General features: G+C 68.5%; 16 protein-coding genes. 11 read left to right on the top strand and 5 right to left on the bottom strand.

Going from position 1 to position 20,410, the window contains the following annotated elements:
- Nucleotides 1-3: 3 nt before the first annotated feature.
- The 8 genes from yidC to A4X16_RS15115 all read left to right on the top strand — a co-directional run bounded on the left by yidC (nucleotide 4) and on the right by A4X16_RS15115 (nucleotide 9,777).
- Nucleotides 4-1,074, top strand: coding sequence for a membrane protein insertase YidC (yidC, locus tag A4X16_RS15150; RefSeq protein ID WP_067122075.1), 1,071 nt, complete (start codon nucleotides 4-6; stop codon nucleotides 1,072-1,074).
- Between the two features lie 8 nt (nucleotides 1,075-1,082).
- Nucleotides 1,083-1,565, top strand: coding sequence for a Jag family protein (locus A4X16_RS15145; RefSeq protein WP_197491857.1), 483 nt, complete (start codon nucleotides 1,083-1,085; stop codon nucleotides 1,563-1,565).
- Between the two features lie 34 nt (nucleotides 1,566-1,599).
- Nucleotides 1,600-2,223 (top strand): 16S rRNA (guanine(527)-N(7))-methyltransferase RsmG, encoded by a 624-nt coding sequence (gene rsmG, locus A4X16_RS15140; RefSeq protein WP_067122069.1) that lies wholly within the window; start codon nucleotides 1,600-1,602, stop codon nucleotides 2,221-2,223.
- Nucleotides 2,224-5,513: 3,290 nt separating this feature from the next.
- Nucleotides 5,514-6,389: a ParA family protein gene (locus tag A4X16_RS15135; protein WP_231880393.1), complete on the top strand. Its 876-nt coding sequence runs from the start codon at nucleotides 5,514-5,516 to the stop codon at nucleotides 6,387-6,389.
- Nucleotides 6,389-7,381, top strand: coding sequence for a ParB/RepB/Spo0J family partition protein (locus A4X16_RS15130; protein ID WP_082914490.1), 993 nt, complete (start codon nucleotides 6,389-6,391; stop codon nucleotides 7,379-7,381). The genes A4X16_RS15135 and A4X16_RS15130 overlap by 1 nt, the downstream gene beginning before the upstream one ends.
- A 64-nt stretch (nucleotides 7,382-7,445) precedes the next feature.
- The gene (locus A4X16_RS15125) at nucleotides 7,446-8,894 is read left to right on the top strand and encodes a sugar porter family MFS transporter (protein WP_197491852.1); all 1,449 of its coding nucleotides are present in this window, start codon (nucleotides 7,446-7,448) and stop codon (nucleotides 8,892-8,894) included.
- Between the two features lie 9 nt (nucleotides 8,895-8,903).
- Nucleotides 8,904-9,239: a tryptophan synthase subunit alpha gene (locus A4X16_RS15120; protein ID WP_067122059.1), complete on the top strand. Its 336-nt coding sequence runs from the start codon at nucleotides 8,904-8,906 to the stop codon at nucleotides 9,237-9,239.
- A 4-nt stretch (nucleotides 9,240-9,243) separates the two neighbouring features.
- Nucleotides 9,244-9,777 carry a GrpB family protein gene (locus tag A4X16_RS15115; RefSeq protein WP_067122056.1) on the top strand — a complete coding sequence of 178 codons (534 nt, stop codon included), beginning with the start codon at nucleotides 9,244-9,246 and terminating at the stop codon, nucleotides 9,775-9,777.
- A gap of 97 nt (nucleotides 9,778-9,874) precedes the next feature.
- Here A4X16_RS15115 and trxA read toward each other — a convergent pair whose 3' ends face one another.
- The 4 genes from trxA to A4X16_RS15095 form a co-directional block, all read right to left on the bottom strand.
- Entirely contained in the window at nucleotides 9,875-10,198 is a 324-nt protein-coding gene (gene trxA, locus A4X16_RS15110; RefSeq protein ID WP_067122053.1) for a thioredoxin, read from the bottom strand.
- A 64-nt stretch (nucleotides 10,199-10,262) separates the two neighbouring features.
- Complete coding sequence (gene trxB / locus A4X16_RS15105) at nucleotides 10,263-11,237, bottom strand: thioredoxin-disulfide reductase (protein WP_067122051.1); 975 nt, start codon at nucleotides 11,235-11,237, stop codon at nucleotides 10,263-10,265.
- Nucleotides 11,238-11,338: 101 nt separating this feature from the next.
- Nucleotides 11,339-12,958 (bottom strand): murein biosynthesis integral membrane protein MurJ, encoded by a 1,620-nt coding sequence (gene murJ / locus A4X16_RS15100; protein ID WP_067122048.1) that lies wholly within the window; start codon nucleotides 12,956-12,958, stop codon nucleotides 11,339-11,341.
- Nucleotides 12,951-15,107 (bottom strand): DUF6049 family protein, encoded by a 2,157-nt coding sequence (locus A4X16_RS15095; RefSeq protein ID WP_067122045.1) that lies wholly within the window; start codon nucleotides 15,105-15,107, stop codon nucleotides 12,951-12,953. Before A4X16_RS15095 ends, murJ begins: the two co-directional genes overlap by 8 nt.
- A 98-nt stretch (nucleotides 15,108-15,205) precedes the next feature.
- Here A4X16_RS15095 and A4X16_RS15090 point away from each other — a divergent pair, with 98 nt between their 5' ends.
- On the top strand, nucleotides 15,206-16,747 hold the full coding sequence (locus tag A4X16_RS15090; RefSeq protein ID WP_197491851.1) for a DUF7059 domain-containing protein: 1,542 nt from the start codon (nucleotides 15,206-15,208) through the stop codon (nucleotides 16,745-16,747).
- Between the two features lie 40 nt (nucleotides 16,748-16,787).
- A complete protein-coding gene (locus A4X16_RS15085) occupies nucleotides 16,788-17,843 on the top strand; it encodes an LLM class flavin-dependent oxidoreductase (RefSeq protein ID WP_067122042.1) in 1,056 nt (351 codons plus the stop codon).
- Here the strand turns inward: A4X16_RS15085 and A4X16_RS17585 are convergent, their stop codons facing one another.
- Nucleotides 17,844-18,389 (bottom strand): ASCH domain-containing protein, encoded by a 546-nt coding sequence (locus tag A4X16_RS17585; protein ID WP_082914489.1) that lies wholly within the window; start codon nucleotides 18,387-18,389, stop codon nucleotides 17,844-17,846.
- 34 nt (nucleotides 18,390-18,423) lie between these two features.
- Here A4X16_RS17585 and A4X16_RS15075 point away from each other — a divergent pair, with 34 nt between their 5' ends.
- Nucleotides 18,424-20,409, top strand: coding sequence for an MSCRAMM family protein (locus A4X16_RS15075; RefSeq protein ID WP_067122039.1), 1,986 nt, complete (start codon nucleotides 18,424-18,426; stop codon nucleotides 20,407-20,409).
- Nucleotide 20,410 lies beyond the last annotated feature (1 nt).

Below are 20,410 nucleotides of genomic sequence, written 5' to 3'. Positions count from 1 at the left end.
TCGGTGGGTCTTGACCTCCTGCTCGCCAGCACCACACCCTCACCGGAGCCCGCCTCCGGTGGCTTCGACCTGATCGGGACCATCCTCTGGCCGCTCAAGTGGGTCGTCGAGCTCGTTCTCGTCGCCTGGCACTGGCTCCTCACGGCAGTCGGCATGCCCGCGGCATCCGGACTCACCTGGGTGCTGTCGATCGTCGGTCTCGTGATCGTGGTCCGCGCCGCTCTGATCCCGCTCTTCGTCAAGCAGATCAAGAGCCAGCGCAAGATGATGGAAATCGCTCCTGAACTGCGAAAAGTTCAGGAGAAGTACCGCGGTAAGAAGGACCAGCTCAGCCGTGAGGCGATGAGCCGCGAGACCATGGCGCTGTACAAGAAGCACGGCACGACGCCGATGTCGAGCTGTCTTCCGCTGCTCGTGCAGATGCCGATCTTCTTCTCCCTCTACAGCGTCCTCAGCGACGTCAGCAAGCACGCGAAGGCCGGCATCGGCGGCGTCGGGCTCCTCAGCCCGGAGCTCACCAAGGAGTTCTACGATGCGAAGCTCTTCGGCGTCGCATCGCTGCACGAGACTCTCGGCAACGCCGTGGATGCAGGCAACACGACGGCGATCGTCATCCTCGTCACGCTCGTGGTGCTCATGATCGCGTCGCAGTTCTTCACCCAGCTTCAGATCATCTCGAAGAACCTCTCGCCCGAGGCCAAGACCGGCCAGGCGTACCAGATGCAGAAGATCATGCTCTACGTGCTGCCGCTGGGCTTCATCTTCTCGGGTGTGTTCTTCCCGCTCGGCGTCGTCGTCTACTGGTTCATCTCGAACCTGTGGACCATGGGTCAGCAGTTCCTCGTCATCCGTGAGATGCCGACGCCCGGGTCCGAGGCGGCCAAGGCTCGTGAGGAGCGACTCGCTCGTAAGGGGAAGGCGATCGACAGCTCCGGCAAGGTCGTCTCGATGGCGGCGTACGAAGCAGAGCAGCAGCGGATGCTGGAAGAGGCGGAGCGCGCGAAGGCTCAGACCCCCAAGCGTCAGCAGCCCGTCGGAAAGAAGCGCGCGAAGAAGAAGGGGAGCGCCTCGTGAGCGAGAACATGACGACCGGGACGGTCGAGCCCACCGTGGCTCAGCTGGAGAACGAGGGCGATGTCGCCGCGGACTACCTCGAGGAACTCCTCGACATCGCGGACATCGATGGAGACCTCAACCTCGACGTGCGTCAGGGGCGTGCCTATGTCTCGGTCGATGCTGAGGGCGACGGTCTGTCGTTGCTGTCGGCGCCGGACACCGTTCAGGCGCTGCAGGAGCTGACGCGACTCGCGGTGCAGAACAAGACCGGTTCGTTCTCTCGGCTGATCCTCGACATCGGCGGATCCCGCGACACGCGCCGCCGCCAGCTCGAGACGCTCGTCAACGCTGCCGCGGCGAAGCTGGACGAGGGTGCATCCCAGGCGTCGCTTCCCGCGATGTCGAGTTACGAGCGCAAGCTGGTGCACGACATCGCCGCCGACCAGGGTCTCGTCTCCGAGTCCTATGGTGAGGGTGCGGATCGCCACACCGTCCTCCGCCGCCGCTGACGTTTCACGTGAAACGTCAGAGCAAGAGCGCATTGTGACGGCGGTCGAGGCGGAACCCTCCGTCGCAGCCGAGTTGTTCGGAGCGCGGATCGATCTCGCGCGCCGCTTCACGACTGCACTGGCGGAGCACGGCGAAGAGCGCGGCCTCATCGGCCCGCTCGAGCTTCCGCGCCTGTGGACGCGCCACATCCTGAACAGCGCGATCGCCGCACCGCTGTTCCACGGATCGGTGGCGGATATCGGATCAGGTGCGGGACTGCCCGGTCTGGTGCTCGCGATCGCGCGCCCGGATGTGCGGTGGACTCTCATCGAGCCCATGGAACGCCGCGTGATCTGGCTGAACGAACAGGTGCAGTCGTTGGGTCTCGACAACGTCGAGGTCGTGCGTGCTCGCGCCGAAGAGGTCGACGGGTCCAAGGGTTTCGATGTCGTGACGGCCCGTGCGGTCAGTGCACTGCGAACGCTCATACCTCTCACCGCTCCGCTCGTCCGTGACGGCGGGGAACTCACGCTTCTCAAGGGCATGAACGCTCCGAACGAGATCGACGCAGCCCAGAAGCAGATCAAGAAGTTCCGACTCTCGGACGTGCGTGTCGAGGTGCTGGGCGAGGGCATCATCCCCGAGACCACACGCGTGGTGCGCGCCGTGGTCCGCTGAGGGAACAGAACAGCGCTCCGCAGCGTCGTTGGTTCTCTCTCGCGTGGCACTGGGGACGTGATGTCGGCGGCGCTCTGAATCCTGGTGAGAGGATGCAGTGCGAGGCGGGGATGTGCTTCTCGTCACGCGCCAGCGTGTGGGGACGCGGGCGTCTGATGGCCGTCAGGGTATCGCGTCCGCTCGTCCAGCGGCTCGCCAAAGGTTGGTGCGATCGCAGACGCTCGTATTCCCGTGCTCGTTCGACCGTGTTTCACGTGAAACACGATGGTCTTGGGTGTCGTATGCCTTTGAGGCTCGAATGAAGTGGGTCAGGGGTACGTGCGTCGGCTGGGCTGGGGTGAGAGTGCGGCGATAGCGGGCTGCGGGTGGCTAGTAAGCGACAACGCGCCGGTGCTTCTCCGCCGCATCACTCCGCGTAGGGCGCCGAGTGGTGCTGAAGATTGATGGACATCTGACGCCGGGCTCCCCGGCGTCGCCACGGAGGCGCAAGTCTCAATGTTGGTTGCTGACGGAGCATGTCATAAATCGGCAGCGCAGGCGGCGGAGGCCAGCGCGAGTTGGTGCGCCGGTGCTTGCTGGCCTCCGGTGCAGTGTGGCGGTCGCACCCCGGGAGCTTGCCGAAGGCGTTTCACGTGAAACCGCATCTTTGTCGGCGGCACGCGCAGGGGCTAGGTCGACGCTGCGCGCGAGCGAAGCGGCCGGCGAGGTGGCCCGCGGTGAAGCACTCCCTGATGGAGCAACCACTTACGTGAATCCACCCTCGGGTTCGGGGGGTGTTTCACGTGAAACATCGCGCCACGGCACTGTGGCGCGGCAAGGCGCGAGCGCGTGCGGTGCCACTGATCCGTGAGCGCGAGACTGGGCGCTCCTAGAGCGGGGGTTTATCGGCGAGCCGTGTCGATGCGCCAACCCACGTGAGTGGTTGCGTTTCACGTGAAACATCACCCGAACACGCTCGGATCGGAAAGTCGGGGATCGGGAGCTCACTGATGTGTGGTGTCGGCGGCGGGAGTCAGCCGCCGGCCGGGGCGCTTTGCTCGAGCAGACGGTGGAGCGAGCAGCGCGCTGGGTTCCTTCTCCGGTGAGGTGGAGAGGGAACTCGTTGAGGCCGCAGCTCAATAGTGTTCTCTGGGATGGCGCGTCACGGGCGGGATGACTGTCTCCGTGAGATCCTTGGGGAGCGGGCAGCAGCACGTGCAGTCACCCATCAGCCGCTCACCGTGCGAGGGTCCGAGGGAGTGATGGCCGTCGACCGGGCCGTCTCCGGAATCGGCCTGGTCGTGGGCTGACATTCGCACCAGGGATGCAGGTATCTCAGGCGCTGAGGCCATGGGTGACGGGGGAACCGACCCGTGCGCGAGCTGTGGGCGAAGCACCGGACACGCACGGGCGTGCGCTTCTGCGGTCGGGCGTTCCGAAGTGGCACCCACAGGCTGATTGTGCGCCATCTCGCGGGCGCGATCCGGGTGAGAGTGACGCATCGAGGCTCCTCGCGCAGCCACAGCCCTGCCCTGAGAACAGGGTGCACCGCCCATGGGTCTCCGCGGGGGAGGATCCACGGTTCTCACGCGTCGAAGCGCGACAACCACGAACCGGCGGTCATCTGCGGGTCGACCGTCTGTTGAGCGTTCTACTTCGGCGCAGGACGTGAACCCCAACCGGAGCTTCCACTCGTGCGCCCCTATGTCTTACGTATGCCCGACAGGAAGGTTGCCTGCGGGAGAGGACGTTGACGGCCGTGCAGCCCTCAGTTCGGGCATCTCGAATGTCTGTCTCCTCATCAGCCATCTGCGTCACAGCGGTGCCAGATGTTTCACGTGAAACTGATGGATGAGGCGCTCTCAGGAGCGGACACTGCGGGCCGTGTTCCCTCGGTCGACCGTCTCTGTATCGGCATCTCGACATCAGCTCTAAACCAGAGTCCGTTGCAATGTTTCACGTGAAACTTGCCGGGTTATCCGCTAGGACATCGCCGGTGCGAGAGCGCTCGCGCCCTTGAAACGAGTGCGCGCAAGAACCAGAGACGCAGGCCAGGGGAAGGTCGCTAGGCGCAGATCACAGGCCTGCGTGACTGCGCCGATCAATGACGATGACGATCGTCTAGACGTCAGACCGTGGAGCACGGCTACAAGCACCGAGCCCCCGATCTCCGACGTGCAGGACCGCGCAGAAATCGAAGGGTTCGCAGAGCATCTGACAATCGGCGGAGATCAGGGAGCGACGGGAGTGTGTCGCACGTCGATGGTCGACCGGCAAGTGCAACGACCGGGTCTCGAGGACCGGAGTGGCGATGGTACGCGGGCCGGTCGGCCAAGCGACGAGCCGAGGCCCTGGCAGTGGCGCCCACCGCTGCTTATTGCGGGCGGTGGGGACTGGAGGTGACGCTGCGCACCGGCTGATGCTCATTCGGATGTGATCTACGCAATCATTTGGTTCGCAAGCAGGGACTGCGCGCCGGAGCGAGAACAGTGCCTAGGTAAGAGAAGGAGGGACGGAAATCCCAGCCGGTACGCGATGGAGACGAACTCAGAGGCGACAGAGCCCCGACTGAGAGCGGTGCCCCACCAGAGTGCGCACGCCAGGTAGCGGGGGGGCGAGTCGGTGCCGCAGGGGACGACGCGACGGCCTGGGGTCGGGTGCGTCGCGAAATGGTCGAGGGAGACGCGATCGAGGGGGAGCACCCAGTGATCCGCGCCTGCGACGTAGGCAGCATCCGCACCCGTGTGACAGAGGAGCAACTCGGCCGTCTGAAGAGGGACCAGCCATGGTCGAGCGCACCAGTCCAGGGGCCAGCATCAGAGATCACTGTCACCCCCCGCCGGTGATGAGGACTGCAGCTCTGTAGCGCGGGAGAACCCCGCGATGCCTGCTCGAGACTGCCCGACGCAGGGCGTCATGCCGGCTGTGGCAGTCTGCAGGTCGCAGCCGACCCGTCGCGATTCCTGGGTTCCTGGGCAGCCGGCACGTCGTTCCGCGCGGCGACGTTGATGCAGCCGTGGCTGGACGTCGCCCGGCATCCGAGGGATGTCTTTGCGTTCGTGGGGGGTGCACATGGGCTGCGCCCATCGGACCGGCCGCTTTCGCGTTCGGAGCGGGAGGACGCGGGGGAGTGGTGGTGGCGAGCCCGTTCTTCGATGGGGTGGGCGCATCCGCACACGGGACCGTGGGTGCATGGTTCGCGCGCCGGCGAGCAACGTCGGCCTCAGCGATTAGAGTGGAACACGGCCCCGAAAGGAGTGATGTTTCACGTGAAACAGACCGAGAAAGCATCACCGAAAGACAGTTTCGGGATGGACACCCCGCTCGCGCGGGAGCTCGCAGACCTGTCGGCCCGTCGCCGCATTCTCGACGACGTGAAGATCGACTTCTCCGGGGCGACACGTGTCCTGACGGTGTCGAACCAGAAAGGCGGCGTCGGCAAGACGACGAGCGCGGTGAACATCGCGTCCGCCCTCGCCGGTCTCGGCGCCAAGGTGCTGGTCATCGATCTGGACCCGCAGGGCAATGCATCGACAGCCCTCGGTGTGCCCCACAACGCGGACACGCCGAGCGTGTACGACGTGCTGATCGACGAGTTCCCGCTCGCAGAGATCGTGCAGCAAAGCCCCGAGGATGAGAATCTGTTCTGCGCTCCGAGCACGATCCATCTGGCGGGAGCGGAGATCGAGCTGGTCGCACAGGTCGCCCGCGAGCACCGACTGCGACGGGCTCTCGATGACTATCTCGCCGGCAATCCGATGGATTTCGTCATCATCGACTGTCCGCCCTCGCTCGGCCTGCTGACCATCAACGCGTTCACGGCGGCGCAGGAGGTCTTCATCCCGATTCAGTGCGAGTACTACGCACTGGAAGGGCTGAGCCAGCTGCTCGGCAGCATCCAGATGATCCAGAAGCACCTCAATCCGGAGCTCCACCTCTCGACCATCCTGCTGACGATGTTCGACGGCCGCACTCGTCTCGCCCAGCAGGTGGCCGAAGAGGTACGGACGCACTTCCCGGAGCAGGTGCTGGACACCGTCATCCCGCGCTCCGTGCGGGTGTCGGAGGCCCCGAGTTTCGGACAGACCGTGATCGCCTACGATGGGCAGTCGGCCGGCGCCGTCGCATACCGCGAGGCAGCCGTCGAGATCGCGTCGCGAGTGGCGACGCAGAGCAAGGAGAGATGATGGCGAAGCGCACTGGACTGGGCCGGGGGATCGGCGCCCTCATTCCCACCGCCGACCAGGCAGAACGGCCTGTCGACGTGTTCTTCCCCGGAGCGAGCATCCGCCCGTCGGAGGCGTCGGCCTCCGGCGCTGCCGCCCCGGAGGTCGCGGCGGACTCCGCAGCAACCGCGGAGCTGGAGACCGTTCCCGGCATCCACCTCGTCCGCGTCGACCCGAACAAGATCGTTCCGAATCCGCGACAGCCCCGTACGCACTTCAACCCCGAGGATCTCGCGGAGCTGGTGCACAGCGTGCGCGAGTTCGGCGTGCTGCAGCCTGTCGTCGTCCGGAAGAACAGCGACGGCGACTATGAGCTGATCATGGGTGAGCGTCGCACGCGCGCCGCTCGCGAGGCGGGGCTCGACGCGATCCCCGCCATCGTGCGCGAGACGGCGGACGAGGACCTCCTGCGTGACGCGCTGCTCGAGAACCTCCACCGCTCGGAGCTCAACCCGCTGGAGGAGGCGTCGGCGTACCAGCAGCTACTCGAGGACTTCGGCATCACCCAGGAGCAGCTGGCCGCTCGCATCGGACGGTCGCGTCCGCAGATCAGCAACACGATCCGACTCCTGAAGCTGCCCGTCCCCGTGCAGCAGCGGGTCGCCGCGGGTGTGCTGAGCGCCGGGCACGCCCGCGCCATCCTGAGCCTCGACACTCCGGAGGCGATGCAGCGCCTGGCCGACAAGGTCGTCAATGAGGATCTCTCCGTCCGCGCCACGGAAGTGGCCGCGAAGTCCGAGCCCGCCACGCCCGGGCGCACCGCGAAGCCCACACCCGGTGCGCGTCGCGCCTACCTGGATGAGGTCGCCGGCAACCTCGGCGACCGCCTCAACACCCGGGTGAAGGTCTCGCTGGGTGCGCGCAAAGGCCAGGTCATCATCGATTTCGCCTCGATCCAGGATCTGAACCGCATTCTCGAGGAGCTCGGCGAATCGAACTTCGGAACGGCGTGATCCGCCCCTAGCGTCCGGTGCGTCCCCTAGACTCGCGACATCGCGACGATGAGGGGGCGACACCATGTCCAGAGCAGAGAGTCCATCGGGCATCAAGCGCAAGGTGATCGCGGTCAGCATCGCCGCGGCGCTGGGCGGGTTCCTCTTCGGGTTCGACACGGCCGTGATCAACGGAGCCGTCGACGCCCTTGCGGGCGACGTCTCCGGGTTCGACCTCGGCGTGGGCCTCAAGGGCTTCGCCGTGTCGTCGGCCCTGATCGGCTGTGCGGTCGGCGCCTGGTTCGCCGGTCCCATCGCCAATAAACGCGGCCGCATCCCCGTGATGGTCGTCGCCGCCGCGATGTTCTTCATCTCGGCGATCGGCTCGGGTCTCGCGTTCAGCGTCGTCGACCTCATCATCTGGCGCGTCATCGGCGGACTCGGCGTCGGCGCCGCATCCGTCATCGCCCCCGCATACATCGCGGAGGTGTCGCCCGCTGCGATCCGCGGACGACTCGGTTCCCTGCAGCAGCTCGCGATCGTCACCGGTATCTTCGCGGCACTCCTCTCCGACGCGCTCCTCGCGGGGATCGCAGGGGAGGCGGACCAGCCGCTCTGGGGCCTCACCGCGTGGCGCTGGATGTTCATGGTGGCGGCGATCCCCGCGCTCGTCTACGGCATCGTCTCCCTGCGGCTCCCCGAGTCGCCGCGCTATCTGGTGCGCAAGGGCGAGATCGAACGTGCGTCCGAGGTGCTGACCACCGTCACGGGTGCCGTCGACGTCAAGGCGAAGATCGCCGAGATCACCGGCACGATCGACACCGAGAAGTCGGAGTCCCTCCGCGATCTGCGGGGAAGCCGGCTCGGCCTGAAGCCGATCGTCTGGGTCGGCATCCTGCTCTCCGTGTTCCAGCAGTTCGTCGGAATCAACGTCATCTTCTACTACTCGACGACGCTCTGGCAGTCCGTCGGATTCGACGAGTCGAGCGCGCTGCTCACCTCGGTCATCACGTCGGTCACGAACATCGTCGTGACGATCGTCGCGATCCTGCTGGTCGACAAGATCGGGCGGCGCATCATGCTGCTCGTCGGGTCGGTCGGCATGACCGTCACGCTGGGGCTCATGGCACTGGCGTTCTCGTTCGGCACGCTGAACGCCGAGGGCACGGCGACGCTGCCCGACCCGTGGGCGACCGTGGCGCTCATCTGTGCGAACGGATTCGTGGTGTTCTTCGGCGCGACCTGGGGACCCCTGGTGTGGGTGCTCCTCGGCGAGATCTTCCCGAACTCCATCCGCGCCGGCGCCCTCGCCGTGGCGGCGGCAGCGCAGTGGGCCGCGAACTTCTTCATCTCGACCACTTTCCCCGCCTTCGCCGAGATCGGTCTCACGTTCGCCTACGGCTTCTACGCGTTCTTCGCTCTCCTGTCCTTCTTCTTCGTGTACTTCAAGGTGCCGGAGACCAAGGGCAAGGAGCTCGAGGAGATGACCGACGAGTTGACCGTGGAGCGCCGACCCCGCCGGCAGGCGACGTAGGCTGGAGGTATGACCGAGTCCGTCCCGCGCCGCGCCAGCCTCGAGGTCCTGCGCGCCGAAGCGGCGGACGAACTCGCTGTCCTCATCCAGGAGCGACTGCTCGGGGGAGAGGACCCGTGGGAGTTCATGGAGGAGCTGCCCAGCGTCGACGAGCTGGTCGTCTACCTGCTGCGCGCCGACAACATCACGGCGAATGACGGGGTGCGTCCGAACGCCGCACGCCACTACCGGGTGCTCCGCCAGATCTCTCTCGAGTACCCGGAGCTGACCCCAGCCGTGTGGGGGCTCCTCGACGAGAAGCAGCGTCACCGCCGCTGGGATCCCTCGGTCGCGGACGCGAACTGACGTCATGGCGCGGATGCTCGTGCCGTACGACCCGTCCTGGGCCGACCGTTTCGAGCATCTCCGTGTCGATCTGGCAGCACACGGAGACCCGGATTGGGTGATCGAGCACATCGGATCGACCGCCGTGCCCGGCATGCGCGCCAAGCCCATCATCGACATCGCCGTGCGGGTCGTGGACAGAGACGAGGTGGAGCGCCATCGCCCGGGCCTCGAGTCGATCGGGTGGCGGCTGGGGAGCTCGGTGCGCACACATCCTGTGATGCTGCTCGAAACGGGCGGTACCCGCACGGCCATCGCGCACTTCTTCATGGCGGAAGAGTGGGAGCACGTGAATCAGCGCATACTGCGGGACTGGTTGAGGACGCATCCCGAGGACGTGGTCCTGTACGACACGGCGAAGATCGACGCCGTGGCAGCGGCGTCACGGGGGAGCAGTTACAGCGCCGCCAAGACTCCGGTGATCCAGGAGATCGTCGACCGAGCTCGCGCACAACGAGGCCTGCCCGCGGTGCCGGTGCCCGACAAGCATCCGTCCTGAACGAACTGCACACGACCCCGCCCGGGATCGTCGTCACCCCAGAGAACAGAGAAGGTGCGGACCGGATGGTCCGCACCTTCTCTGTTCTCCCGGAGGATCAGCCGATGAAAGCGGCGAGATCCTTCTCGAGAGCGGGCTTCGGCTTCGCGCCGATGATGGTCGTCTTGACCTCGCCGCCCTGGAAGACCTTCATGGCCGGGATCGACGTGATCTGGTACTTCATCGCCAGCTCGGGGTTCTCGTCCACGTTGAGCTTGAGGATGGTGATCTTCTCGGGGTTGTCGGCCTGGATCTGGTCAAGGACCGGAGCGACCATGCGACACGGGCCGCACCATTCCGCCCAGAAGTCCACCAGCACGGGACCGTCGGCCTGCAGAACGTCCTGCTCCCAGGTCGCCTGGCTCGTAGCCTTTGCACTCATCAGAGTTCTCCTTGATTCGAGGTTCGCCTGCTACAACAGCGGGCGGGGTGAAAGTGTTCCCGGGTCAGGCCGTGATGATCTCGGCGGCCTCTGCCGCCGGGAACTCGACCGAGGCATCCTCGAAGTCGGCGAGGAAGTGCTCGGCGTCGAGCGCCGCGACCGTGCCGGAGCCGGCGGCGGTGATCGCCTGACGGTAGGTGGGGTCGATCACGTCGCCCGCGGCGAACACGCCGGGGACCGTGGTCTTCGACGAACGGCCGTCGACCCAGATCGTGCCCTCGGGCGTGAGGTCGAGCTTCTCGTGCACCAGGTGCGTGCGCGGGTCGTTGCCGATCGCGATGAAGAGGCCGTCGAGAGGAAGGTCGCTCAGCGTGCCGTCGACCGTGTTGCGCAGCTGCACGCCGGTGACGGAGTCGCCTCCGAGGACCTCCGCGACCTCGCTGTTCCACACGAAGGCGATCTTCTCGTTCGCGAACGCACGCTCCTGCATGATCTTCGACGCACGCAGGGAGTCCTTGCGGTGGATGACGTAGACCTTGTCCGCGAAACGCGTGAGGAAGGTCGCCTCCTCCATCGCCGAGTCGCCGCCGCCCACCACGGCGATGGTCTTCTCGCGGAAGAAGAAGCCGTCGCACGTGGCGCACCAGGAGACCCCGTAGCCCGACAGACGCTCCTCGCCCTCGATGCCCAGCTTGCGGTAGGCCGAGCCCGTCGCGTAGATCAGCGCGCGGGTCTCGTGCACGGTGCCGCTGCCGAGCGTGACCTTCTTGACGGGGCCGGCGAGGTCGAGCTCGGTGACGTCGTCGTACACGACCTCGGTGCCGAACTTCTCGGCCTGCTCCTGGAACTTCGCCATGAGCTCGGGACCCTGGATGCCCTCGGGGAAGCCCGGGTAGTTCTCGACCTCGGTGGTGTTCATCAGCTCGCCGCCGACCTCCACCGAGCTGGCGATGAGCAGCGGCTTGAGGTTCGCGCGCGCCGCGTAGATGGCGGCGGTGAATCCGGCGGGGCCGGAGCCGATGATGATGACCTGACGCATGTGCTCTCCGTGATCGGTGCGGTGTCCGGGTCGCTCACGCGTCGCCGGACGTTCGACTGCTTCAACCAATGGTAACCGCGGGGCATTCCCTCGCCGGGAGGTCAGCGGCCGGGCAGGAAGCGCCGCACCATCGAGCCGGCGGCCTTCAGCTCGGGAGCCCGCAGGAGCGCGAGGATGACGACGTAGACGACCAGCACGGCGAGCCCGATGATGCACGTCCCCAGGGCGCCCTGGAGCTTGTCTGCGGTGGTCCAGCCGGTGGGCCCGCCGAGCAGCAGGAAGACGCCCCAGCCGGCGAGGCCGGCGGGGACGGCGGCGATCGCGAACCGCAGCACGGCGGTCATCCATCCGCGGATCTGCAGGCCGCCGAGGCGGCGGTGGAGGAGCCAGACGGCGAGCACGGTCTGGATCGTGCTCGCGACGGACTGCCCCAGAGCGATGGTCGCCGCCAGGGCGGTCACCTCGATCGCGTCTGCGGCCAGGAGCCACTGCGCGACGAAGGCGCTGAGCACGACGAGGCCGCATTGGAAGACCGTGAACCAGAAGGGCGTGCGGGTGTCGCCATAGGCGTAGAACGTGCGCTGCACGATGAAGAGCACGGTGAGCGGCACGAGGCACACCAGGAAGCAGAGCAGGACCAGTGCGGCATCCGCCGCATCGGATGCCGCGTTCGTGAACACACGGGACGCGGGGATCGCGGCGGCGGCGACGGCCGCGACCGCCGCGGCGATGAAGAAGAGCAGGGTGCGGATGCTCTGCGCGATGTCCGCACGCACCTCGGCGTCGCGACCGGCGGCGGCGTGCTCGCTGATCTGCGTGAAGTACGGGGTGCCGATCGAGAGCACGATGATCGAGTACGGGAGCATGAAGATCAGCCAGGCGTACTGGAACGTCGCCACCGAGGCGCCGACGCCCGAGGCGTCGGTGAGGATCTGCGTCTGCACGAGACCGGCGACGAGACTCGCGAGGGCCATGAGGAACGTCCACCCCGCCAGCTTGCCGACGTTGCCGAGGCCGACCCCGCGCCAGCGGAAGTCGGGGCGGAGCGAGAGACCGGTGCTGCGCCAGAACACCAGGAGGATCGCGGCCTGGATCAGGATGCCGAGGGTCGCGGTGCCGCCCAGAGCGGCGATCATCGCGGGGCTCCAGTCGGACACCCGCGTGAGAGGTCCACCGAACAGGGCCGCGATGATGAGGAAGCCGATGATCGACACGATGTTGTTGACGACCGGCGCCCAGGTGAACGGCCCGAAGATGCGCCGCGCGTTCAGAGCCTCGCCGAGCAGTGCGTACAGGCCGTAGAACAGGATCTGCGGCATGCACCAGTAGGCGAACGCCGTGGCGAGGGCGAGGAACTCCGGCGACCCCTTGGCGCCCGCGTACAGCCAGACCAACCAGGGCGAGGCGATCGTCGCGACACCCGTGATCACGACGAGCACGACCGTGCCGAGCGTGAACAGCTTGGAGATGAAGGCGTTACCGCCGTCGGCGTCGGCCGTGGCCTTCACGATCTGGGGAATGATCACGGCGGTCAGCACGCCCACCGAGATCAGCGAGAAGACGTTGTTTGGCAGCTGGTTCGCGATCGCGAACGCGTCGGCCGCCCCCGCTCCGACGGAGCCGATCACGCCGACGAGCACGATGGTGCGGACGAGACCCGTGACGCGCGAGATGAGCGTCCCGGCGCCGATCAGCGCGCTGGCGCGGCCGAGACTACTCATTCGACTCCTTCGCCGTCGCGCTCGCCGCGCCGGCATCCTTGTCCGCGTCCGCATCCGTCTCCGCGTCGGCATCCTTCTCCGCATCCGCCGCCTCTTCGGCGGACTCACGACGCCGGCGGCGCACGGTCCGGATGATGCCGAGGCCGAGCAGCAGGACGATCAGCCCTCCGAACACGGCGAGACCGATGGTCTCCCATTCCGCACGCACGGAGACGCGGACGGTCTCGGGCTGGCTGATCGGGACGCCGGTCGGGCTCGAGAGCTCGAGTCGCAGGCTCACCTCGCCGCTTCCGACGCGTGCCGACACCGGCACCTTGACACGCGTCGTGGTGCCCGGCTGGATCACCCACGGTGTCACGCGCTGGACCTCGAGGCGGGTGTCGCTGGGCAGCACGGTGAGGGTGACGTTGACGGGCCAGGGCAGCTCGTTGCGCACCGAGAAGGGCAGATCGGCGTTCGCCGAGAGGAGCTGGATGGTGCTCGCCGGAGGGATGTCGATCGCGTCCAGCGTGTCGGCCGTCGCCGCGTCGACGTCGGCGACCGCATCCTCGAAGCCGTCGCCGCTCAGGCCCACCGCGGTCGCCCTCATGATCTGTATGCGCTTCGGGCCGAGGAGGAGCTGCGGATCGTCGAGCACGCTCGCGAACTGCGTCAGCGGCCCCTCGCTCGCGAGCATCTGCTGGAGGGACGTCCCGCGGGAGGTGTCGGGATCCGTCGTGAGCGCCGCGGTCGCCGCCGGAGCCGTGCGGACCGCCTCGAGGCCCACGCCGAACGAGTCGACGGCGGAGATCGTCTCCTTGAGCGCATCGGCGGGGCGGTTCTCGTCGCGGTCGAGGGCGACCAGAAGAGGGGCGCCGGCACTGTCGAGTCCCGAGAGGTACAGGCGGGCGCTGGCTTCGGCGAGCCAGCCCTGCCGGACGGCCGTGTCGCCCTCGCCCGCGGCGCGCGAGAGGGCGTCGGATGCCGCGGCGTCGGCGATGAGGGCGTCCGCGTCGCCGATCGTCGCGTGCGCGCCGACCGCGCCCCCCACCGACGAGGACGAGAGGACCGTGGTCGCCGTCCCGCCGACGTAGGCGGAGAAGAGAGCGAGGTCAGCGGTGGAGAGGTCGGTGCGCGGCCACAGGATGCCGGGGACCGCACCCTCGACGACGGTGAGCGTCTCGTCGTCCGGCAGCACCGGACCCTCGGTGGGCGACGGAGACGGCGCGGCCGTCGGGGTGGCGCCCGGGGCGACGGTCGTCGCCGCGAAGTTGCCAGGGGAGAGGAACGGGGCCAGCGTCGTGGGCTTCAGGAGGTCCGGGAGTCCCGCCTGCGACTGCGTCGTGGCGTCGGCATCGGCGAACTGCAGCGCGAATCGCTCGTTGGGGAGGGCGTCGAGCTGACGGAGCCACTCCACGGCCTGCGCCGGAGCCGCCGACCCGAGCGCCCGGATCGCCGCGGGGATGGCCGGATCGATGGCGAGCACGGCGGAGGTGCCCGCGACGCCGTCGATCGCGGCGGTGAGATCGCCGTCCGCTCCGGTGAGAGCGGCGAGCTCCTCGGCAGTGAGCAGCGCGCCGTCCTGCGGGGTGGCGGTGATCGGCACCATCACGGCGACCGGAGCAGTCGGTGCCGCGGTCACCACCAGCACGCTGGTCGACGAGATGGCCTCCGCGTCGTCGTCCTGCACTGCCGACAGGCTCGCCCGCAGCGGGTAGACGCCGGGAGCGAGCTCCGCCAGGCTCTCCTGCGCGATGGTGAGGGATGCGGTGACCGCACCGTCGGGGTCGACGCCGGAGATCGCATCGGTGCCGATCTCGTCGAAGGCGCCGTCGGCGTCGGAGTCGTCGAGCCAGGCGTCGACGGCCTGCCCGTCGTCGAGCGGCGTGCGGTTCAGCTCGATGCTGACCTGCCCCGCCGAGAGCCGCGTCTCGGAGTCGTTCTGCACCGTGACGGAGGCGGTCGTCGCGCTGCCAGGGGCGACGGTGCCGCGAACTCCGGCCGTCACGTGCAGTTCGACGGGGGTGGTGTCCGCGACCGCGCCGTCGGCGGCGAAGGCGCTGCCTGCCCCGGATCCGCAGGTTCCGAGAACGATCGCGAAGACGACGGACCGGCGTGCCAGACGGTGCAGGCGCGCGCGGGGGCCGTTCTCGAGAGTGGTCGCGGTCATGGAGGTCTTCCTCGAACGCCGGGAACCCGGGCTGCTCGTGAGTGGTGACCTTGTGATTCTAGGCGGGCGGCTGAGGGAGAACGCTGAAGACGCGTAGAGTGACGGCCGTGTCCGACACCCCCGCCCCCGTCCCCGATCCGATCCTCGCCGGCGCGCTCGCCGCCGATCTCGACGCCGCGGACTTCCGCTCGGAGCCGCTCCGCCGCCTGTGGGGAGAGGAGGCCGACGACGCTCTGGCGAGGGGCATGCGCGAACCCATCCTCCGTGCGATCCACGGCGACGACGGCACGCTCGCCACCCTCGGCCGCCTGCTCGTGCTGGGGATGCCGCAGCCTGCCGGGGCCGTCGCAACGGCGCTGCCCGCCCTCGGCGTCGGAGGCCTCGAGGCTCTCGGGCTGGGACGCGTCGTCGGAGAGACGGTCGTCGCGACCGCGCTCGTCCGTCCGCAGTCCTTCGTCGACGCCGAGGGGATCGGCGAATGGTGGATCGCGAGCGACCTCGACGAGGTGGCCCTCGACGGTCCGCTCCCCGCCGACCATGTGCTGGGCGTGGGCGGCGCTTCGCGCACCCTGGCCGAGATCGTCATGCCGGTCGAGGTCGATCGAGCTCTCGATCTCGGCACGGGATGCGGCATCCAGGCGCTGCTCGTCGCCCGCCACGCCGGGTCCGTCGTCGCCACCGACATCTCCGAGCGCGCTCTCGCGTACGCCGAGCTCAACGCGCAGCTGAACGGAGTGGCCTCCATCGACTTCCGCCGGGGGAGCATGTTCGAGCCCGTGGCCGGGGAGACGTTCGATCTGATCGTGTCGAACCCGCCGTTCGTGATCACCCCCCGTGTCGACGGCGTGCCCGAGTACGAATACCGCGACGGAGGGCTCGTGGGAGACGCCCTGGTCGAGCAGTTCGTGCGCAGCGTGCCCGAGTTCCTCGCGCCCGGCGGGTCGGCGCAGCTGCTCGGCAACTGGGAGTCGCGCGGCGGTCAGCCGGAGCTGACGGGTCGTGCCGGTCTCGACCGGCTCGCGTCCTGGGTGGTCGACGACCTCGACCTGTGGGTGGTGCAGCGAGAGGAGCTGTCGCCTCTGGCCTACGCCGAGCTGTGGATCCGTGACGGAGGCACCACGCCGCGCGACACGGGCTTCACGCCCCTGCTCGCCGCCTGGCTGGACGACTTCGAGGCGCGCGGCGTGACCGCGGTCGGATTCGGCTATATCCTCATCCGACGGCCTGCGGGTCTCGCAGGCGAGGCGACGCCCCTGCGCCGTCTCGAGAGGCTGTCGCAGCCGATCGCGAACGTCGGCAGCGCGCTGCGCGCCGGGGTGGCGGCCCACGATCTGCTCGGCCAGGGCCTGCCCGAGGCCCTCGTCACCGCATCCGACGTCACCGAGGCGCGCCACCTGCTTCCTGGCAACGACGATCCGAGCATCATCGAACTGCGTCAGGGGGGCGGCTTCGCGCGCACGATCGCCGTGGACCCGGCGCTCGCCGCCTTCGTCGGCGCCTGCGACGGCGAGCTCACGGTCATGCAGATCGTCGCAGCGATCGCCGATCTGTTCGAGGTGCCACTGGTCGAGCTCTGGGCGGACCTCGAGCCCCGCATCCGCCAGCTCGTGCTCGACGGTCTGCTGCTCGCCCGCCCGTGACTCCGGAATACATCACCGCATCCATGCGTTCGAATACACCATGAAGGCTTTCGGATTCCTCTCGTTCGGGCACTATGCGGACGTGCCCGGCTCGGCGACCCGCACCGCCGGTGACATGTTGAAGCAGACCATCGAGATCGCGGAAGGCGCCGATGAGCTCGGGGTGAACGGCGCGTACGTGCGCGTGCACCACTGGGCGCGCCAGGCGGCGTCGCCCATGCCGCTGCTGTCGGCGATGGCGGCGCGCACCGAGCGCATCGAGGTGGGGACCGGCGTGATCGACATGCGCTACGAGAACCCGTTCCAGTTCGCCGAGGAGGCGGCCGCCCTCGACCTCATCGCCGACGGCAGGATCGCGCTCGGCGTGAGTCGTGGCTCACCCGAGACGGCGCTCCGCGGATACGAGACGTTCGGCTTCCATGACGAGGAGGACCCGGAGCGCGGCGGTGTCATCGCCCGGGAGAAGTTCGATCTCTTCCTGCGCGCGATCGATGGCGAGGCCCTCGCACCCGGCGACCCCCGGATGGTGGGACCCGGCCGCTACCTGGCCGTCGAGCCGCAGTCGCCGACGCTCCGCGACCACGTCTGGTGGGGGTCCGGCTCGCGCGCCACCGCGGAGGAGACCGGTCGCAAGGGGCTCAACATGATGAGCTCCACGCTGCTCACCGAGGCGACCGGCGTGCCGTTCCATGAGCTGCAGCGCGAGCAGATCGACCTGTACCGCGCCGCCTACAAGGAGGCGGGCCACACCGGCACGCCGCGCATCTCGGTCAGCCGCAGCGTCTTCCCGCTCGTGTCCGACATGGACCGCGCGTACTTCGGACTCCGCAGCGAGGAGAACGCCGATCAGATCGGCATCATCGACGGGTACCGCTCGACGTTCGGCAAGACCTACGCCGCCGAGCCCGATGTGCTCATCAGGCAGCTGCTCGCCGACGAGGCCGTCATGGCCGCCGACACCCTGATGCTCACGATCCCCAACCAGCTCGGACCGGAGTACAACCTCCACGTGCTCGAGGCCTTCGCCGAGCACGTCGCTCCCGCCCTCGGGTGGAAGCCGAACACCGAGGGACCTGTGCAGGGGGACCCTGCCTGATCAGCCCGGGTGGATGACCCGGAAGGTCTCGCAGATCACCGGCATGTCGGGGGCGAACCCGCGGGGATTCTCCGAGTGGGTGCGCCAGTAGCGCTCGTGCACCTCGCGCCAGTGAGCGAGAGTGCGGTCGCCCTCGCCTTCCGCGTAGGCGTGCTCGGCGCTGACCTGCATGAAGGGCACGGTGTCGACCCTCAGGGTCTCGATCACCGCGCGCGGCTCGCCCCGCCCGTCGAGGACGATGCTGAGCTCGCCGGCGAAGGGCTGCGGGTCGCTCGTGGCCTCGTAGTCCCACAGCGACGAGGCCGTGCCGGTCTTGACCCCGGTGAGCACCAGATCGAGCAGCTCGTCGGCCTGCGCCGGGGTCGCCCCGAACGCCCATGCACCAGGAACGGCGCGGAGCCGAGCGAAGAGATCGCCGCGGTCATCGTGGTGACGAACGCTCTCGTCGTCGGTGCCGCCGTCGCGAACCGCTGACCTCCCTTCGTCCCCGCGCTCGACGCGCTCCCCGGGGGGAGAAGCGCTCGTCGCCTGGCAGGATTCCGGCATTCCCCTGAGCGGCGTCCGCCGATACTCTGGCCGCATGCGTGCGCGTCGTAGCGGAGTGATCATCGGGACCATCGCCCTTCTCGCCGTGGTGGCAGGAGCGCTGCCCGCAGCGGCCGCGACGACGACCTCCTGGGCGGGCTGGGACGACCTGACCGGCTCGGGGGGCGCCTACACGACCTCGGTGCAGATCGCCGCCGCGCCGCAGATCACCGCCGACGTCACCAGCGATTCCCGCGCCGGTCAGGTCGGCGTCATCTCGGGAGCGAGCACCTGGCTGTCCGAGGCCACACCCGTGGGGGCCAAGTACGGCACCAGCCGCGATCAGGAGTACCTCAACCTGCGGCCGCGCGCCGACACCGCGAACGGAGCCTCGACGACCACCTACTCGTTCGAGAACCCGACCCCGTCGTCGGGATGGACGTTCGTGCTCGGCGACATCGATGCGGATGCCGTGCGCATCCAGGCGATCGGTGCGAACGGACAGGCCCTCACCGCGGCCCAGCTCGGATTCCGCGGCGGCTTCAACTACTGCGCGCCCGGTCTCGCGGGCAAGCCGTCGTGCACGGGCGACTCGGCGGACGTCCCCACCTGGGACCCGGCCACATTGACCCTCACGGGCAACGCCGGCGCGGTCGACACGAGCGGTGCCGCCGCATGGTTCGAGCCCGCGGCGCCGATCAGCTCGCTGACCTTCTTCTTCACGCGCCGCTCCGGCTTCCCGATCTACCAGACGTGGTTCGCCTCGATCGCGCGCGACATCACCGGCGCGGTGTCGGATGTCGCCGACGGCGCGCTCGAGGGGGCCGAGCTGGAGCTGTTCGACGCCAACGGCACGCTGGTCGGAACGACGACGACGGCGCCGGACGGGACGTATTCGTTCCCCGGCATCGTCGCGGCGCCCGGCTATACGGTGCGCCTGGCCGTTCCCGACGGCAAGATCACCGTCGACTCGCCGGCGCGCTCCGTCGACCTCACCACCGTCGACGGCGTCGCCGACTTCACGGTGCGCGACATCGTGCCGGTGGCCGTCTCGGGTCGCGTCGTCGACGCGGACGGAAACCCCCTCGCCGGCGTCGCCGTGCGCGTCGACGCGGGGCCGCCGGTGACCACCGATGCGAACGGCTTCTACCTCTTCGACACCGTCGCCACGGGGCCGCATTCGGTGCTCGTCGACGCCGTGCCCGGCTACTCGACCACGACGCCTCTGCAGCCGCTCGTCGTGCCGGAGGACAGCGAGGTGCCGATCACGCTGCCGGACTTCGTGTTCACCGAGAACGCGACGCTCAGCGGCGTCGTGACGTCCGACGGCATCGGGGTCGCCGGGGTCGCCGTGACGGCATCCGGGCCGGACGGCCAGTCGCTCTCCACCGCGACGGATGCCACGGGCGCATACGACTTCCCGCGGCTGCCGAGCGGCGACTACACCGTGAGCGTCGCGGTTCCCGACGGCTACGCGCCGGACGGGGCGACGTCGCGAGAAGAGACGGTCGCGGCGGATGACATCACCGGCGTCGACTTCGCCCTCGCCCGCTTCGGAGCCGTCGCGGGAACAGTGCTGACCGACGGGGGAGCCCCCGCCGGAGGGGTGACGATCACCGTGGGCACGGACGAGGGTTCCTCCCCCGTCACGACCGCGGCCGACGGCACGTACGGGCTCGACGAGCTGCCCCCCGGCACGTATACCCTCACGGTGACGGCACCCGCCGGAAGCACGATCGTCGGATCACCGACCCGCACGGTCGTCATCACCGCCGCAGGGGAGGCCGTGGTCGACCAGGACTTCACGCTCGCGGCGGTCGTGGTGCCCCCGGTCGACCCGCCGGTGGACCCGCCGGTCGATCCGACCGTCACCCCGACCACGCCGCCGAGCAGCGACGGCGGAGTGCTCTCGGACACCGGACTCGGTCCCAAGACGTTCGCGTGGGCGGCCGCCGGAGCAGCCGTCCTCGTGCTGGGCGGCGTGCTTCTCGGCGTCTCCCGCCGGCGCGCCAACCGCGACGATCGGCGCGGGATCGAGTGAT

Source organism: Microbacterium sp. H83 (genome assembly GCF_001650405.1).
Taxonomy (GTDB): Bacteria; Actinomycetota; Actinomycetes; order Actinomycetales; family Microbacteriaceae; genus Microbacterium.
The sequence above is the reverse complement of the archived record's forward strand: the minus strand, read 5'-3'. Positions and strand labels throughout refer to the sequence as shown.

Bases quoted from the DNA above. Each gene is read 5' to 3' on its own strand.
- A4X16_RS15085 (WP_067122042.1), top strand. From the start codon at position 16,788: ATGAAGGCTTTCGGATTCCTCTCGTTCGGGCACTATGCGGACGTGCCC.
- A4X16_RS15145 (WP_197491857.1), top strand. From the start codon at position 1,083: ATGACGACCGGGACGGTCGAGCCCACCGTGGCTCAGCTGGAGAACGAG.
- murJ (WP_067122048.1), bottom strand. From the start codon at position 12,958: ATGAGTAGTCTCGGCCGCGCCAGCGCGCTGATCGGCGCCGGGACGCTC.
- A4X16_RS15115 (WP_067122056.1), top strand. From the start codon at position 9,244: ATGGCGCGGATGCTCGTGCCGTACGACCCGTCCTGGGCCGACCGTTTC.
- trxA (WP_067122053.1), bottom strand. From the start codon at position 10,198: ATGAGTGCAAAGGCTACGAGCCAGGCGACCTGGGAGCAGGACGTTCTG.
- A4X16_RS15130 (WP_082914490.1), top strand. From the start codon at position 6,389: ATGGCGAAGCGCACTGGACTGGGCCGGGGGATCGGCGCCCTCATTCCC.
- A4X16_RS17585 (WP_082914489.1), bottom strand. From the start codon at position 18,389: ATGCCGGAATCCTGCCAGGCGACGAGCGCTTCTCCCCCCGGGGAGCGC.
- trxB (WP_067122051.1), bottom strand. From the start codon at position 11,237: ATGCGTCAGGTCATCATCATCGGCTCCGGCCCCGCCGGATTCACCGCC.
- A4X16_RS15120 (WP_067122059.1), top strand. From the start codon at position 8,904: ATGACCGAGTCCGTCCCGCGCCGCGCCAGCCTCGAGGTCCTGCGCGCC.
- A4X16_RS15075 (WP_067122039.1), top strand. From the start codon at position 18,424: ATGCGTGCGCGTCGTAGCGGAGTGATCATCGGGACCATCGCCCTTCTC.
- A4X16_RS15095 (WP_067122045.1), bottom strand. From the start codon at position 15,107: ATGACCGCGACCACTCTCGAGAACGGCCCCCGCGCGCGCCTGCACCGT.
- A4X16_RS15135 (WP_231880393.1), top strand. From the start codon at position 5,514: ATGGACACCCCGCTCGCGCGGGAGCTCGCAGACCTGTCGGCCCGTCGC.
- A4X16_RS15125 (WP_197491852.1), top strand. From the start codon at position 7,446: ATGTCCAGAGCAGAGAGTCCATCGGGCATCAAGCGCAAGGTGATCGCG.